General features: G+C 65.0%; 13 protein-coding genes. 4 read left to right on the forward strand and 9 right to left on the reverse strand.

Going from position 1 to position 13,554, the window contains the following annotated elements; genetic code table 11:
• The first annotated feature begins 5 nt into the window (after positions 1 to 5).
• The 3 genes from QRN07_RS14900 (at position 6) to QRN07_RS14910 (ending at position 2,794) form a co-directional block, all read left to right on the forward strand.
• Positions 6 to 746 (forward strand): GntR family transcriptional regulator, encoded by a 741-nt coding sequence (locus QRN07_RS14900; RefSeq protein WP_050683945.1) that lies wholly within the window; start codon positions 6 to 8, stop codon positions 744 to 746.
• 19 nt (positions 747 to 765) lie between these two features.
• Entirely contained in the window at positions 766 to 1,659 is an 894-nt protein-coding gene (gene iolB, locus QRN07_RS14905) for a 5-deoxy-glucuronate isomerase (RefSeq protein ID WP_050683946.1), read from the forward strand.
• Between the two features lie 61 nt (positions 1,660 to 1,720).
• Positions 1,721 to 2,794 carry a LacI family DNA-binding transcriptional regulator gene (locus tag QRN07_RS14910; protein ID WP_056596128.1) on the forward strand — a complete coding sequence of 358 codons (1,074 nt, stop codon included), beginning with the start codon at positions 1,721 to 1,723 and terminating at the stop codon, positions 2,792 to 2,794.
• Positions 2,795 to 2,819: 25 nt separating this feature from the next.
• Here the strand turns inward: QRN07_RS14910 and QRN07_RS14915 are convergent, their stop codons facing one another.
• Complete coding sequence (locus tag QRN07_RS14915) at positions 2,820 to 4,121, reverse strand: MFS transporter (protein ID WP_285241437.1); 1,302 nt, start codon at positions 4,119 to 4,121, stop codon at positions 2,820 to 2,822.
• Between the two features lie 150 nt (positions 4,122 to 4,271).
• Here QRN07_RS14915 and QRN07_RS14920 point away from each other — a divergent pair, with 150 nt between their 5' ends.
• Entirely contained in the window at positions 4,272 to 4,745 is a 474-nt protein-coding gene (locus tag QRN07_RS14920; RefSeq protein WP_050683948.1) for a MarR family winged helix-turn-helix transcriptional regulator, read from the forward strand.
• Positions 4,746 to 4,778: 33 nt separating this feature from the next.
• Here QRN07_RS14920 and QRN07_RS14925 read toward each other — a convergent pair whose 3' ends face one another.
• The 8 genes from QRN07_RS14925 to QRN07_RS14960 all read right to left on the reverse strand — a co-directional run bounded on the left by QRN07_RS14925 (position 4,779) and on the right by QRN07_RS14960 (position 13,540).
• On the reverse strand, positions 4,779 to 5,819 hold the full coding sequence (locus QRN07_RS14925; RefSeq protein WP_285241438.1) for a Gfo/Idh/MocA family protein: 1,041 nt from the start codon (positions 5,817 to 5,819) through the stop codon (positions 4,779 to 4,781).
• A gap of 52 nt (positions 5,820 to 5,871) precedes the next feature.
• Positions 5,872 to 6,867, reverse strand: a complete 996-nt coding sequence (locus tag QRN07_RS14930) for a Gfo/Idh/MocA family oxidoreductase (protein ID WP_285241439.1) — start codon at positions 6,865 to 6,867, stop codon at positions 5,872 to 5,874.
• A 33-nt stretch (positions 6,868 to 6,900) separates the two neighbouring features.
• Positions 6,901 to 7,803: an ATP-binding cassette domain-containing protein gene (locus QRN07_RS14935; RefSeq protein ID WP_050683951.1), complete on the reverse strand. Its 903-nt coding sequence runs from the start codon at positions 7,801 to 7,803 to the stop codon at positions 6,901 to 6,903.
• Positions 7,804 to 7,815: 12 nt separating this feature from the next.
• The gene (locus tag QRN07_RS14940) at positions 7,816 to 8,859 is read right to left on the reverse strand and encodes an ABC transporter permease (protein ID WP_285241440.1); all 1,044 of its coding nucleotides are present in this window, start codon (positions 8,857 to 8,859) and stop codon (positions 7,816 to 7,818) included.
• A gap of 61 nt (positions 8,860 to 8,920) precedes the next feature.
• Positions 8,921 to 9,922 (reverse strand): substrate-binding domain-containing protein, encoded by a 1,002-nt coding sequence (locus QRN07_RS14945; RefSeq protein ID WP_285241441.1) that lies wholly within the window; start codon positions 9,920 to 9,922, stop codon positions 8,921 to 8,923.
• 270 nt (positions 9,923 to 10,192) lie between these two features.
• Positions 10,193 to 11,611 carry a sugar porter family MFS transporter gene (locus tag QRN07_RS14950; protein ID WP_056596116.1) on the reverse strand — a complete coding sequence of 473 codons (1,419 nt, stop codon included), beginning with the start codon at positions 11,609 to 11,611 and terminating at the stop codon, positions 10,193 to 10,195.
• Complete coding sequence (locus tag QRN07_RS14955) at positions 11,608 to 12,483, reverse strand: sugar phosphate isomerase/epimerase family protein (RefSeq protein WP_050683954.1); 876 nt, start codon at positions 12,481 to 12,483, stop codon at positions 11,608 to 11,610. Before QRN07_RS14955 ends, QRN07_RS14950 begins: the two co-directional genes overlap by 4 nt.
• Before the next feature lie 43 nt (positions 12,484 to 12,526).
• Positions 12,527 to 13,540 carry a Gfo/Idh/MocA family protein gene (locus QRN07_RS14960; protein ID WP_285241442.1) on the reverse strand — a complete coding sequence of 338 codons (1,014 nt, stop codon included), beginning with the start codon at positions 13,538 to 13,540 and terminating at the stop codon, positions 12,527 to 12,529.
• Positions 13,541 to 13,554 lie beyond the last annotated feature (14 nt).

Consider the following 13,554-nt stretch of genomic DNA (forward strand, 5'->3'; position numbering starts at 1 on the left):
GTACCGTGGCGAACAACCTGGGTGTCAGCATCGACCGCTCCTCTCCCGTGCCCCTCTACCACCAAGTGGTGCAGGGAATTGAGGCCGCCATCCACAGCGGCATCCTCGAACCGGGCAGCCGGCTGGACAACGAGATCGACCTGGCAGCCCAACTGAACCTTTCGCGCCCCACCATGCGCAAGGCCATGGACGAACTGGTCCGCTCGGGCCTGCTGGTCCGCAAACGCGGCGTCGGCACCCAGGTGGTCTCCAGCCAGGTCCGCCGGCCGCTGGAACTGTCCAGCCTGTTTGATGACCTCACCAACAACGGCAAAAAGCCCACCACTGATGTGTTGAGCTTTTCCCACGTGGATGCGGACGAAGCCACCCTGGCCACGCTCCAGCTGCCGGCCGGCTCCAAGGTCTACCACTTCACCAGGCTGCGGAAAGTCGGGGGCAAACCCCTGGCCCTGATGGAAAACTGGGTCCGCGACGACATTGTGGGCATGGACGAAGCCCTGCTGGCAGCTGAGGGCCTCTACGCCGTGCTGCGCCGCGGGGGCGTCAACTTCCGGCTGGCCAACCAGCGGATCGGCGCCATGATCGCCAATGAATACCAGGCCTCGATGCTGGACACCAAAGCCGGCCACGCACTGGTGACCATGGAACGCACCGCAGTGGATGACACCGGCAGGCGGGTTGAAACCGGGCACCACGTGTACCGCGCCGATTCCTACAGTTTCGAAATGACACTCGTACAGCGCTGATTTATTAGGAGCAATCCCCATGACCAACTGGGTCTATCCCCTGGGTACCGCCGCCGACGGCCCGTGGGACGTTTCGATCGGCACGTCCGATTCCGTCCTGCCCGTTGCCGGTTGGGCGCATACTGGCCTGAAGGTTGCGACGCTGGCCGCGGGCACCGCCGTCGTTCTCCCTGCGGCGGACGAGGAACGCATTGTGGTGCCCCTCAACGGCGCCTTCAGCGTCACGGTTGACGGCACCAAGTACGACCTGGCCGGCCGCGGGTCGGTGTTCCATGGCCCCAGCGACGTCCTTTACTCCGGCACGGCGCGGGAAGTGAGCATTACCTCGGCCGACGGCGGCCGGGTGGCCGTGGCAACAGCCCCCGCCGGTGCCGGCTACCCCACGCGGCTGGTGACGGCGGCTGAAACGCCCGTGGAATTGCGCGGGGCCGGCAACTGCTCACGCCAGGTGCACAACTTCGGCACGCCCGCCGCCCTGGAAGCGGACCGGTTCATCGTCTGCGAAGTCCTCACACCCGCCGGCAACTGGTCCTCCTACCCGCCGCACAAGCACGATGAGGAAAAGGACGGCGAAACGTCCCTCGAGGAGATCTACTACTTCGAAACCCGGGTTGCGGCCGGCTCCGCAGCACCGGCGGACGCCGACGCGATCGGCTACCAGCGGGTCTACGCCTCGGACGAGCGGCCCATCGACGTCTCCGCCGAGGTCCGCACCGGCGACGTGGTGCTGGTCCCTTACGGCTGGCACGGCCCGGCCATGGCTGCCCCCGGCTACGACCTCTATTACCTCAACGTTATGGCCGGTCCGGGCCCGGTCCGGGAATGGCTCATCAGTGATGACCCGCACCATGGTTGGGTCCGCCAGGGCTGGGCGGCGCAGGATGTGGACCCCCGGCTGCCGTTCGGCGCCTGAACCCTGCCATGCCCCTGCTGACGCGGCGGGGTACCTGGCCGCAATGGCATAGTGGAGTCTTGTGAAAGAGACTTCCGGCGCCCGCCGGCCCGCGACCATGGCGGACGTGGCGCGCGACGCCGGGGTAAGCCGTGCCCTGGTCTCGCTGGTGATGCGGGATTCCCCCAAAGTCTCGCCGGCCAGGCGGGCCGCGGTTGAGGCCAGCGCCAGCGCCCTTGGCTATTCGCCGAACAGGCTGGCCAGCCGGCTTGCCAGCCGCCGGACCAGGACGCTCGGAGTGCTGTTCCTTGACCTGCACAACTCCGTTTTTGCCGACATCTACGACGGCATCACCGAAGCCTTGGTGGACAGCGGCAACCAGGTGATGGTGGCGGTGGGATCCGCCGATCCCCGGACCGAGATCGAAGCGGTCAGGAACTTTGTTGACCTCCGCGTGGACGGCGTGATCCTGGCCGGCTACACGGGTGCTGCGAACGAACTGGCAGCAGCGCTTCGCGGGACGGATGCCGTGGTGATCACCCGGGACCTCGGCTTGCCGGGCGTGGGCTCTGTGATGACAGACGACTTCCGGTCCGGCGTTATGGCCGTGGAGCACCTGTACGGGTTGGGGCACCGCCGGATCGCCCATGTGGACATCTCGGAGTGGATCCCCTACACCGCCCGCCGCGAAGGGTACCTGCACGCCATGAAGGACCATGGCCTGCCGCCCCTGTTGATCCACAGCGACATGACCGAGCGCGGTGGCCGGACCGTGATGGAGCAGTTCCTGGCTACCGGGGCCGAGCTGCCCACGGCCGTCTTCGCGCACAACGACCTCACGGCGATCGGCGTAATGGAAGCACTCGCGGGGGCGGGGCTGCGGGTGCCGGAAGATATGGCAGTGGTGGGGTGCGACAACATCGAGGTGGCGGCGTCACCCCTGATCGGGCTGACATCGATCGACCAGCACCCCGGCGAACTCGGCCGGCTGGCGGCCCGGGCCATGCTCGACCGGATCGATGGTGCCGGCGGGGTTGGCGTTCCGGCCGTGTCCCGGAAGCTGGAGCCTGCACTGCTGGTACGCCGTTCGTCGGATCCCGCCGCCGGGAAACCTTTGCCGGGAGGGCTGCCGCCGGACGAGCTGCAGAAAGGCTGAAGCCGGGGCCCGCCGGGCTACCCGGTCAGCGCCGGGTTGCGGCCAGGTCTGCGGCCCCGCCAGCCAGCTGGCCGGCGTCGCGCGGGATTCCCTGGTGCGGGCCGCCGTCGTCCGCTTCGCTGGCGACTACTCCGGCGTCACGAACCTCCCCCGCACTGTCCCCCGCGCCCTTGGCGCTGCCCCGCTTGGCGGCGGCTGCTGCAAACGCCATCACGCCCAACCCCAGGATGGTGATGCCGGCGCCGGCCCAGATGGGTGAGGTGTAGCCCAGCCCTGCGCTGATGGTGACCCCGCCCAGCCAAGCGCCCAGGGCGTTGCCCACGTTGAACGCGCCAATATTGGCGCCCGAGGCCAGGGTGGGGGCAGTGCTGGCGTACTTCATCACGCGCATCTGCAGGCCGGGAACCGTGGCAAAGCCAAAGCCGCCCATCAGCACCAGGGACACCACGGTCAGTGCCTGGTTGCCGGCCGTCAGCGCGAAGGCCACCAGCACCACGGACAGGACGGCCAGGACCACCACAAGGGTGCGGTCCACATTGCGGTCGGCCGCCCGGCCGCCCACAGTGTTTCCCACAAACAGGCCCACTCCGAAGACGATCAGGAGCCACGGCACGGTGCTGGCGGCGAATCCTGAGACCTCGGTCAGCGTGTAGGCGATGTAGGTGAAGGCACCGAACATGCCGCCGTAGCCGAGGATGGTCACCAGGATGGACAGCCAGACCTGGCCGGAACGGAAGGCCTGCAGCTCCCCGCGGAGGCCGCCGGCTTCCGCCGGTGCCCCTGACGTCTTGGGAACCAGGAGCAGGATGCCGGCCAGGGCGATCACCCCAATGCCTGTGATGGACCAGAACGTTGCCCGCCACCCTGCAGCCTGGCCCAGCAGGGTGCCGAAGGGAACGCCAAGCACGTTGGCCGCGGTCAGCCCGGTGAACATCAGTGCGATGGCCGCCGCCTTCCGGGTGGGGGCCACCATGTCCGCGGCCACCACCGCGCCGATGCCAAAGAACGCGCCGTGGGCAAGGGCCGCGAGGATCCGGCCTGCCATCATGGGCCAGTATTCCGGCGCGGTGGCGGAGAGCAGGTTGCCGGCGATGAACAGGACCAGCAGGGCGGCCAGCACCGGTTTACGGTCGAACCGCGAGAGCGCTGCTGTGAGTCCGAGGGCGCCCACCACCACGGCCAGCGCATAGCCGGAGATGAACCAGCCGGCTGCGGCTTCACTGACGGCAAAGTCCGCCGCCACCTCAGGCAGCAGTCCCATGATGACAAATTCGGTGAGTCCGATCCCGAACCCTCCGAGTGCGAGTGCTAGCAAGCCAACAGGCATGGCGGTGCTCCTTTGAGCTGTACGTTGGGTGGAAAGGCGCCTAAGATAGTTGCAGGCGCGGTATTTATTGTTGCACAAGCAACTATCCCGCGCAAGCAACTACTTTTGCCTGCACAACAGCAGCTTCCGGGCCGCAGCGAGGAGCACACCATGGGCATCAAGGACGACGCCGTCGAGGTCCGGGCGCAGGGGTGGCGCACGCTGGCGGCCCTGCACGGCCTGATCGAAGGTGAGCTGGAACGATCCCTGCAGGCCGAATCGAAACTGTCCGTTGTCGAATTCACCGTCCTGGACGCCCTGAGCCGCCAGGACGGCTGGCACATGCGGATGCAGCAGCTGTCCCGGGCCACGGCATTGAGTCCCAGCGCCACCACCCGCTTGGTGAACCGGCTGGAGGACCGGGGACTCCTGACCAGGATCCTGTGCGACGATGACCGCCGGGGCATCTACACCGAGCTCACCGGCAGCGGCAGCAGCCTCCTTGCCGAAGCACGGCCCGTCCACGATGCAACCCTGGAACGGGCACTCGGCGAAGCCCAGGCGGTGCCGGAACTGGCTCCGCTGGTGGACGCGCTCCCCCGGCTGCACTCCGGGTCCCCGTCGGGCACACAAAACTCCCCCTAAGCGTGACTTAGGGGGAGCCTGCTGGTGTCGCTGTTACAGCTGGACGGCTGCGGAAGTGTCGAGCCGCACCGGGGCCCCTGTAGCCAGGGATTCCTGGGCTGCGTCGGCCACCCTGGAGGCGGCCACAGCGTCCTCGGGGGTGCAGGGGTTTTCCCTGCGGCCCAGGACCAGGTCCACAAACGCAAGCATTTCGGCGCGATATGCCTGATGGAAGCGGTCGGCGAAGGTTCGGTGCGGTTCACCGGCGGGAAAAGCCACGCCGGCTTCGGCAGACTTCAGTGCTGCCTGGCCATCCAGTCCCACCATCATTGAGTCGGCTGACCCTTGGATCTCCAACCGGACATCGTGCCCTGCGCCGTTGTAGCGGCTGGCCGCGACGCTGCCCAGGGTGCCGTCGTCGAACGTCACGATGGTCAGCGCGGAGTCCACGTCGCCCACCGCCCCGATGGCGGGGTCGCCGTTGTTGGAACCCTTGGCGTAAACCTCGGTGATCTCCCGGCCGGTAAGCCAGCGCAGGATGTCGAAGTCGTGGACCGAGACATCCCGGAACAGCCCTCCGGACGTGGCAAGGAAATCAACGGGCGGCGGCGCCATGTCGCAGGTCACGGCGCGCAGGGAATGGATCCAGCCCAGCTCACCGTCCCGGTAGGCTTGCCGCGCCGCGAGGTAGCCTGCATCAAAGCGGCGCTGATGCCCAATCTGCACCACGCCGCCTTGTTCCCGGACGTAATCCAGCACCGGCAGCGAGTCAGGGACGTTCATGGCCACCGGCTTTTCGCAGAAAACCGGGATGCCCGCGTCCACGCCGGCCTTGATCAGCTCCGGGTGCGTTCCGGTGCCGGTGGCGATGACAAGCCCGTGGATGCCCGAGCTGACCAGGGCAGCCACGGACGGCACAAACTCTGCCCCCAACCCGTCGGCGACCGCGCGGGCGTGTTCCTGCGCGACGTCCGTCAGCCGGAGCTCCAACGCAATTCCCTCACGGTTCAGGTCGGCTTGGAGGCCGGCGATGTTGGTGGCGTGCATAACGCCGATCCGGCCTACACCTACCAGGCCAAAAACGATTTTTTTCATGCTGTCGCCTCCTTGGCGTTCTTGGGACGCCTGCGGCGTGCTGCCGGGCCGGTCAATACGACACCTTGGTGAAGGCGCCGTCGCTATGCAGGGAACGGGTCATGGCCTGGGCCACGAGCGCCGCGTTCAGGCCGTCCCGGGCCGTGGCAAGCGGGGGCGGTTCTGCGCTGCGGAGCGCGGATACCCAGGCCTGGAGCTGCAGCCGATAGGCATCGGCGAACCGCGGACGCCAGTCTTCCGGGATGCCGGCGCTGGTTCGGCCGTCCTGGCGGCTGGCAAGGGCCGGCGGTTCCGGCAGCGCCAGGGTGCCGGCTTCCGAGACGACCTCGCATGCCGTGGTGTAGCCGTATTGCGCATTGAGGAAGAGTTCCAGGGTCACCATGGTCCCGTCACCGGTGCGCATCAGCATCAGCGCGGGGTCCCGCAGCCCGGCAGGGCTGTGCCGGGAACTGCGGCCTGCCTGCCAGGACACCTCAGTGATCGGCGAGCCCAGCAGCCAGGGAATCACGTCAAGTTCATGGATCGCCGAATTGGTGATTGCCGACTCGGTGCTGGCGCCGGGCCCGGACGCTGCGGTCCGGCTGGTGCAGCGGACCATCAGCGGCTCGCCCTGCGACCTGGCCGCCACGGCCTCGCGAAGCAAGACGTAGCCCGGATCAAACCGGCGCATAAAGCCCAGCGACAGCAGCGAGGCACCGGTTGCTGCCACAATGTCGTCGTCTGCCGCCACCACGTCCCGGCTTTCCAGCAGGGTGGGGGCCAACGGCTTTTCGCAGAGCACCGGGGTCATCGCCTCAAAGCATTCGAGCACCAGGCCTGCGTGGGTGGAATCGTGGGATGCCACAACCACAGCGTCCACGTCGCTGGAGTTGATCAGCTCGGAGGGATCGGTGGTGGTCCGCGCCGTGGGCGGCGCAGCTTCCGCGGCGCGGACCGCGTCGAGGTCGGCCACAAACGTGACTTCAGCCCCGCTGATGGTGGTGGAGAGGTTCCGGATGTGGTCGGCGCCCATAACGCCGGCGCCGATAACGCCCACGCGGATTGGCATACTGTGTCCCGTCTTTTGTGCGTTTTGGTCCGGTCAGCGGTGTTCGTTGACGTCTGCGACGTCGGCCTGGACTTCCTTGACGATGTCGTTGTGGCCGCCGAGCTGCTGGAGCTCGTGGGCGAGTTCGGCGAGTTCGGCGCCGCCGGCCATCTGGGCGGTGAGTTCGTCCAGGGTGATGTCTTTTTTGTCGTAGTAGCCGATCGAGGTGCCGCGCTTGAGGAGCAGGAACCTGTCTCCGACGGGGAACGCGTGGTGCGGGTTGTGGGTAATGAAGATGACACCCAGCCCACGGTCGCGGGCCTGGAGGATGTAGCGGAGCACCACACCGGATTGTTTGACGCCCAGGGCCGCTGTGGGTTCGTCGAGGATGAGGACTTTCGCACCGAAGTACACGGCGCGGGCGATCGCCACGCATTGGCGTTCACCGCCGGAAAGCTGACCGATGGGCTGCTCAACATCGCGCAGGTCGATGCCCATCTCCGCGAGTTCCTTTTTGGTGATGTCCTTCATCTGTTGCACGTTCAGGCTTTTGAAGGGGCCAAAACCGCTGGTCAGTTCCGAGCCGAGGAAGAAGTTCCGCCAGATCGGCATCAATGGGACCACGGCAAGATCCTGGTAGACCGTGGCGATCCCGGCGTCCAGGGCATCCCGGGGGGAGGTGAACTTCCGCTCCTCCCCCATGATCTTCAATGTCCCGGCGTCGTGCTGGTGCAGGCCGGCGATGATCTTGATCAGCGTTGACTTGCCTGCACCGTTATCGCCCAGGACGCAGGTAACCCGGCCGTTGTCCACGGCCATCGTGACATCGCGAAGGGCCACGATGTTTCCGTAGTTTTTTCCTACCGCGTCAAGGGACAACAGGTGCACCGGGGTGTGCGTGAGCGGGTCCTGCTCGTTCTGCAGCAGGGTCTGCTGGTCAATTTTGTTGGCATTCATGGATCCGGGTCCTTACTTCAGCTCTGCACGGCGTTTGACGATCAGGTTCACGATGGTGGCCAGCAACAGCATCAGCCCCAGGAAGAACTTGAACCAATCCGGGTTCCACTGCGCATACACGATGCCTTTATTCGCCATCCCGAAGATAAACGCGCCAACAGCGCCACCGACCGCCGAACCATACCCGCCGGTCAGCAGGCAGCCGCCGATCACCGCAGCGATGATGTAGAGGAACTCGTTGCCCACCCCCTCACCGGACTGCACCGCGTCGAAAGCGAACAGATTGTGCATGCCCAGCACCCAGCCGCAGAATCCCACGGCCATAAACAGCCCGATCTTGGTGGCTTTGACCGGCACACCCACGGCGCGGGCGGCGTTTTCGTCGCCCCCGACGGCGAAGATCCAGTTGCCCACTTTGGTGCGGAGCAGGACCCAGGACGCCACCGCAACCAGCACAATCCAGATAAATACAGTGTTTTTAACTTCCACCCCGCCAATGTTCACCGAGGAGGAAAACACGGCCTGCGCGGACGCGAACCCGTCCATCGTCGAAATTGAGGGGGACGACACACCCCCGCCGATCAGCCGGGTCAGACCCAGGTTCAGGCCTGTCAGCATCAGGAACGTCGCCAGCGTCACGATGAAGCTGGGCAGTTTGGTTTTCATCAGGATCCACCCGTTGATGTAGCCGATACCCAGGGACACAACCAGGGCCAGCAGGACGCCAACCCACACGTTGACGCTGAAGTACCAGGAAAACATCGACGCGGTCAGTGCCGAACTGATCACTGCAACGCCTGTGGACAGGTCAAACTCCCCGCCGATCATCAGCAGGGAGACTCCCACGGCCATGATGCCGATGGTGGAGCTTCCGTAGAGGATCGTGGCGATGGACGCCGGCTGGATGAAGGTCTGGGATACGGAGGCAAAGAAGACAAACAGGACAATCGCCCCCACCAGGGCGCCGACCTCCGGCCTGCCCAAAATCCTCTGGAACGGATTCCGCTTGGCGATGCGCTCGTCGGTGAGTGTGGGTTTAAGTGCTAACTGGGTCATGGGTTTCTCCTAGTGGAGCCGGGTTCCTGGGCCGAAGCCCCGGAACCCGGCAGGTTTCCTTCTAGCGAAGGCCGTCCTGGGCGAATTTGAGGACGGCGGGAGCCGCTGCCTTGTCAACAATCGATGGTCCGGTCAGTACCGGCTGGCCGCCTCCGACGTGGATGCCGGCCCGCTTGGCCTGCCAGAGTGCATCGACGGCACCGTAGCCCTGCAGCCACGGCTGCTGGTCCACGGTGAACTGCACCTTGCCGTCAATGATGGCCTGCGCCAGGTCACCGTTCATGTCGAAGGAAGCCACCTTGACCTTGTCCTGGAGGTTCAACGCCTCCACTGCCTTGTCAATGGTGAGGGTGAAGGGGGCGCCCAGCCCGATGATGGCGTCAGCGTCCGGCGTCGCCTGGAGTTTGGCGGTGACAGTGGAGGAAACCTGGGTCATGTCCGTGCCCTGGACAAAGAGGTTTTCCGTGGCCGGGATCTTCGACTTGACGCCGGCGCAGCGGGAGTCGAGCGCCACGTTGCCCTGTTCCATGATGACGCAGATAGGTCGCTTGACGCCCAGCGAGCTCAGTTTGTCTCCCACAGCGGCGCCGGCGAGGTTCTCGTCCGAACCGAAGTGGGTGAACGCGCCGAGGTTTTTCCAGACGTCGGCGCCGGAGTTGAGGCTGACGATGGGAATGCCCGCGTCCTTGGCCTTCTTCAAGACGTCCTTGAGGGCATCCGGTTTGGCCAGTGTCACGGCGATGCCGTCCACCTTCTGGTCGATGGCCTGCTGGATCAGCTGGGCCTGCCGGCCGCCTTCAGGGTCCGAGGTGTAGAGCAGCTCCACGTTGTCTTTTGCCGAAGCCTCTTCGGCGCCCTTGCGGAGAATGTCCCAGAAGGTATCACCCGGGGCGGCGTGGGTGATCAGTGCGATTTTGATCCGGTCCGTCGTGGCCACCTGGCCGCTGCCTGCATTGCTGCCCGCATCAACCGGCTTGCCTCCGGTGCTGGAACAGGCGCTCAGGGCCAGCATGGGGACAACTGCAGCCATGAGTGCCGCCTTACGCCAGGAAAGCGTCTTCACGATAAATCTCCTTCGATTTTCCGGCTGGACCGGCGCATCCTTGCACCGGTTCGCTTGCCGTCTTCATTGATCATGGTGACTGGGACCACACATGTCAAGAGTTTGTACTGACATAAGTATGTACTTACGTGAGCAAATTGGCTTGAAGGCAGAAAATGACCTCGGAAGCATACTTTTAGCGCGCTCTATCCCATATGTGGCGCGGAACGCAGAACGGCCGCCCGTCGGATGACGGGCGGCCGTTTTGCGTTGTAAAAAGAGTCGTAAGGGCTACTGGCGCTCTTTCACCACAAGATTCCGGAAGTAGTGCTCCAGGTCCTCGAGGCTCTTGTCCTTGGTTTCCGGAACGTACCTGGCGGCAAATGCGATCGCACCGACCCCCAGGACCGCAAACACAAAAAACGTGTTGGACAAGCCGATGGCGGCAAGGAGTTGGGGGAAGCCGAAGCCCACCAGGAAGTTGACGATCCACAGGAGGAAAGCGGAGGCTCCCATGCCGAGGCCGCGGATCTTCAGCGGGAAGATCTCCGAGAGCATTAGCCACGTTACGGGCGAAATGGCACCCTGCTGGAACGCCAGGAACGTCACCGTCAGGGCCAGGATAACAAAGCCCCGGGCGGAACCCTCAGGCAGGATCAGCGAGAACACTCCGATCAGGACCAGGGCGGCGGTGGTTCCTATCTGTCCGGTGATCAGCATGCGGCGCCGTCCCACCCGGCCCAGCAACCAGATGCCTACAAACGTGGCAAGGACCGAAATCACGCCGTTTGCGATGTTCGCCGTCAGCGCGGCTTCACGGCCGAAGCCCGACTGCGCCAGGATCTGTGTGCCGTAATACATGATGGAGTTCACGCCGGTGATCTGCTGGATCACTGCCAGGCCCAGGCCCACAAAAAAGATGCGGCGCAGCCAGGGAATACCCAGGTCCTTCCACGTGCCCATTTTGGACTTGTAGTCCTCCACAGCCATGGCTTTGACCTCTTCGAACTCCGCCCGGGCCTCGGCTTGGGACCTGATGCGCTGCAACACGCTGAGGGTCTCCCCGAAGCTGCCCATGGAAGCCAGCCAGCGTGGGCTTTCCGGCATAAAGTTCATGCCGATCCACAGCGCGATGGCGGGCAGGGTGGCAATGACCAGCATCCAGCGCCAGATGCCGCCGGCTTCCCCGAAGGTGTTACCCAGGTAGGCGTTGAAGATGAACGCCAGCAACTGGCCCGTGACGATCATCAACTCGTTCTGCGTGACGATCCGCCCGCGCCGGTCACTTGGCGAGACTTCGGCCAGGTAGACGGGTACCGTGACAGACGCTCCGCCCACCGCCAGGCCCAGGATGAACCTGGCCGCGATCATCACCTCGGTGGTGGGCGAGAAGGTGCAGGCCAGGGTGCCGATGAGGAATACCACGGCCAGGACCATGATCATCTTGCGGCGGCCGTTCCGGTCCGCCAGCCGGCCGCCCAGCAGCGCACCGAAGGCGGCGCCGAACAGCAGGGAAGAGGTGACCAGCCCTTCGGTCAGCGGCGTCAGGCCCAGGTCCTCCTGCATGTATGGCAACGCGCCGTTGATCACGCCGGTGTCGTAGCCGAACAGCAGGCCGCCGAAGGTGGAGATGATGGTGACCGTCCGGAGCGCCCGCTTGTGGTTGCCGGGCTGTTTGGTTGTGGTCTCCACGGGGATGGGGGACGTCATACGCTCACCTTTTGGATGTACTGGTTGATGGTGTCCAGCTGGTAGCGGGAGACCTCATCCGCGTGGTCGTCCTCCGCAAAGACACTGGAGACCATCACGGTATCGTCCCGGTCGAGGAAGCCGATTTCCTTCAGGCCGCCGAAGAACTCGTCCCAGTTGACGTCGCCGTCGCCCACTTTAAGGTGCTGGTGCACCCGGACCGGGTTTCCGGGTGGGTTGGTGATGTATCGCAGCCCGTGCGAGGCGTGGTGGTCCATGGTGTCGGCGACGTGGACCAGGCGGAGCTTGTCGCCCGCTGCCCGCATGATTTCCAGGGGCGCGTCCTTCATGTGGAAGCTGTGCGACGCCACGTACACCAGGCCCACATTTTTGGAGTTCAGGCCCCGGATCACCCGGATCGCGGCCAGGCCTTCCTCAACGAAGTCGTCCGGGTGTGGGTCGATCAGCAGATCGATGCCTTCCCGTTCGATGATCGGCAGCAGTTCCTCCATGGAGCGGTAAAACGCCCTCTCGGATTCCTCGGCCTTTTCCGGCCGGCCGCTGAACTCGGTGTTCATGGTGCTGACGCCGAGGTCCACGGTGATCTGGATGGCACGCTTCCAGTACCGCACCGCGGCTTCCCGCGCGTCCTCGTCGGGCCCGGACCAGCGCAGGACCGGCAGCACGGAGGCAATCTCAATGTCCGCGTCCCGGCAGGCCTTCCGGAGCTGGCCCACCAGTTCATCATCCGCTTTGGGGTGGTTGTAAAACGGAATCAGGTCCTGGTGCGGAGTCATCTGCAGGTACTTGTAGCCGAGGTCCGCCACCACCTTCGGAAATTCAAGCAGGGTGTGCGAGTGGTGGTACGGCGTGGGGTCAAGGGCGATTTTCACAAAAACACTCCATTGTGGATCAGTTGGCGTGGCGGTCGAAGGACTAGTTGTAGAGGTCCGGCTTGGCCGCGAGCTTGACGGCAACCTTTTCGCCGTTCTTCTGCGCCTCGACGCCGGCTTCGCAGCAGGCAGCCGTCGCGTACCCGTCCCAGGCGGTGGGGCCGCCGATGCCGCCCTCAAGTGCCGCGTCCACCCAGGCCTGGATTTCGACGTCGTATGCGGCGCCGAAGCGCTCTTCGAAGCCGGGCGTGACGTTGCCTCCCCAGCGCCCGGCGCTGCGGGTGTAGGGTCCCTTGTCCCCGCCGATGCTGACGATGCCGTCCTCGAAGGACGCCTGGGTGGCAACTTCGTAGCCGAACCGGGCGTTGACGTAGATTTCGACGTCGGCCAGGACACCTGATTCGGTTTCGATCAGGACGTGCTGGGGATCGTGCTGGCCGGCGGGGGCATTTTTGGTGGCCTTGCCCATCCGGACCTGGACGCTGGTGATTTCCTCGCCGGTGAAGAACCGGATGGCATCAAATTCGTGCACCACGGAGTCGTTGATCAGCATCTCGTTGGTGAAGCCGGGCGGGGTTGTGGGGTTGCGGTGCTGGTGGTGCAGCATCAGCAGCTCACCGAGTTCGTGGTCGCGGATGATCTTGCCCAGGGACGCGTACTCGGCGTCGAAGCGGCGCATAAAGCCCACCTGGACGCGCTTGTGGCCCAGCGCCACTTCGGCTTCGACGATCGTCAGCGAGGATTCGGCGTCGGGGGTCAGCGGCTTTTCGCAGAGGATGGGGATGTCCTTCGCGATGGCCTTGAGGAGGATGTCCTCGTGCAGGAACCCGGGGGTGGCGATCAGGACGGCGTTGACGTCGCCGTTGTTGAGCGCTTCCCCGGCATCGGCCAGGGCCACGGCGCCGGGAATGCCTTCGATGGCTGCCTGGGCACGGGCCAGGTCAACGTCGACGACGGCGGCCACTTCGGCGCCGTGGATGCGGGTGTTGAGGCGCTGGATGTGGTCAGCGCCCATGCGTCCGGCACCGATGACGGCTACGCGCAGGGATTCAGTCATTGTTTTGTCCTTCG

The organism is Pseudarthrobacter sp. MEB009 (assembly GCF_030208875.1).
Classification (GTDB): domain Bacteria; phylum Actinomycetota; class Actinomycetes; order Actinomycetales; family Micrococcaceae; genus Arthrobacter.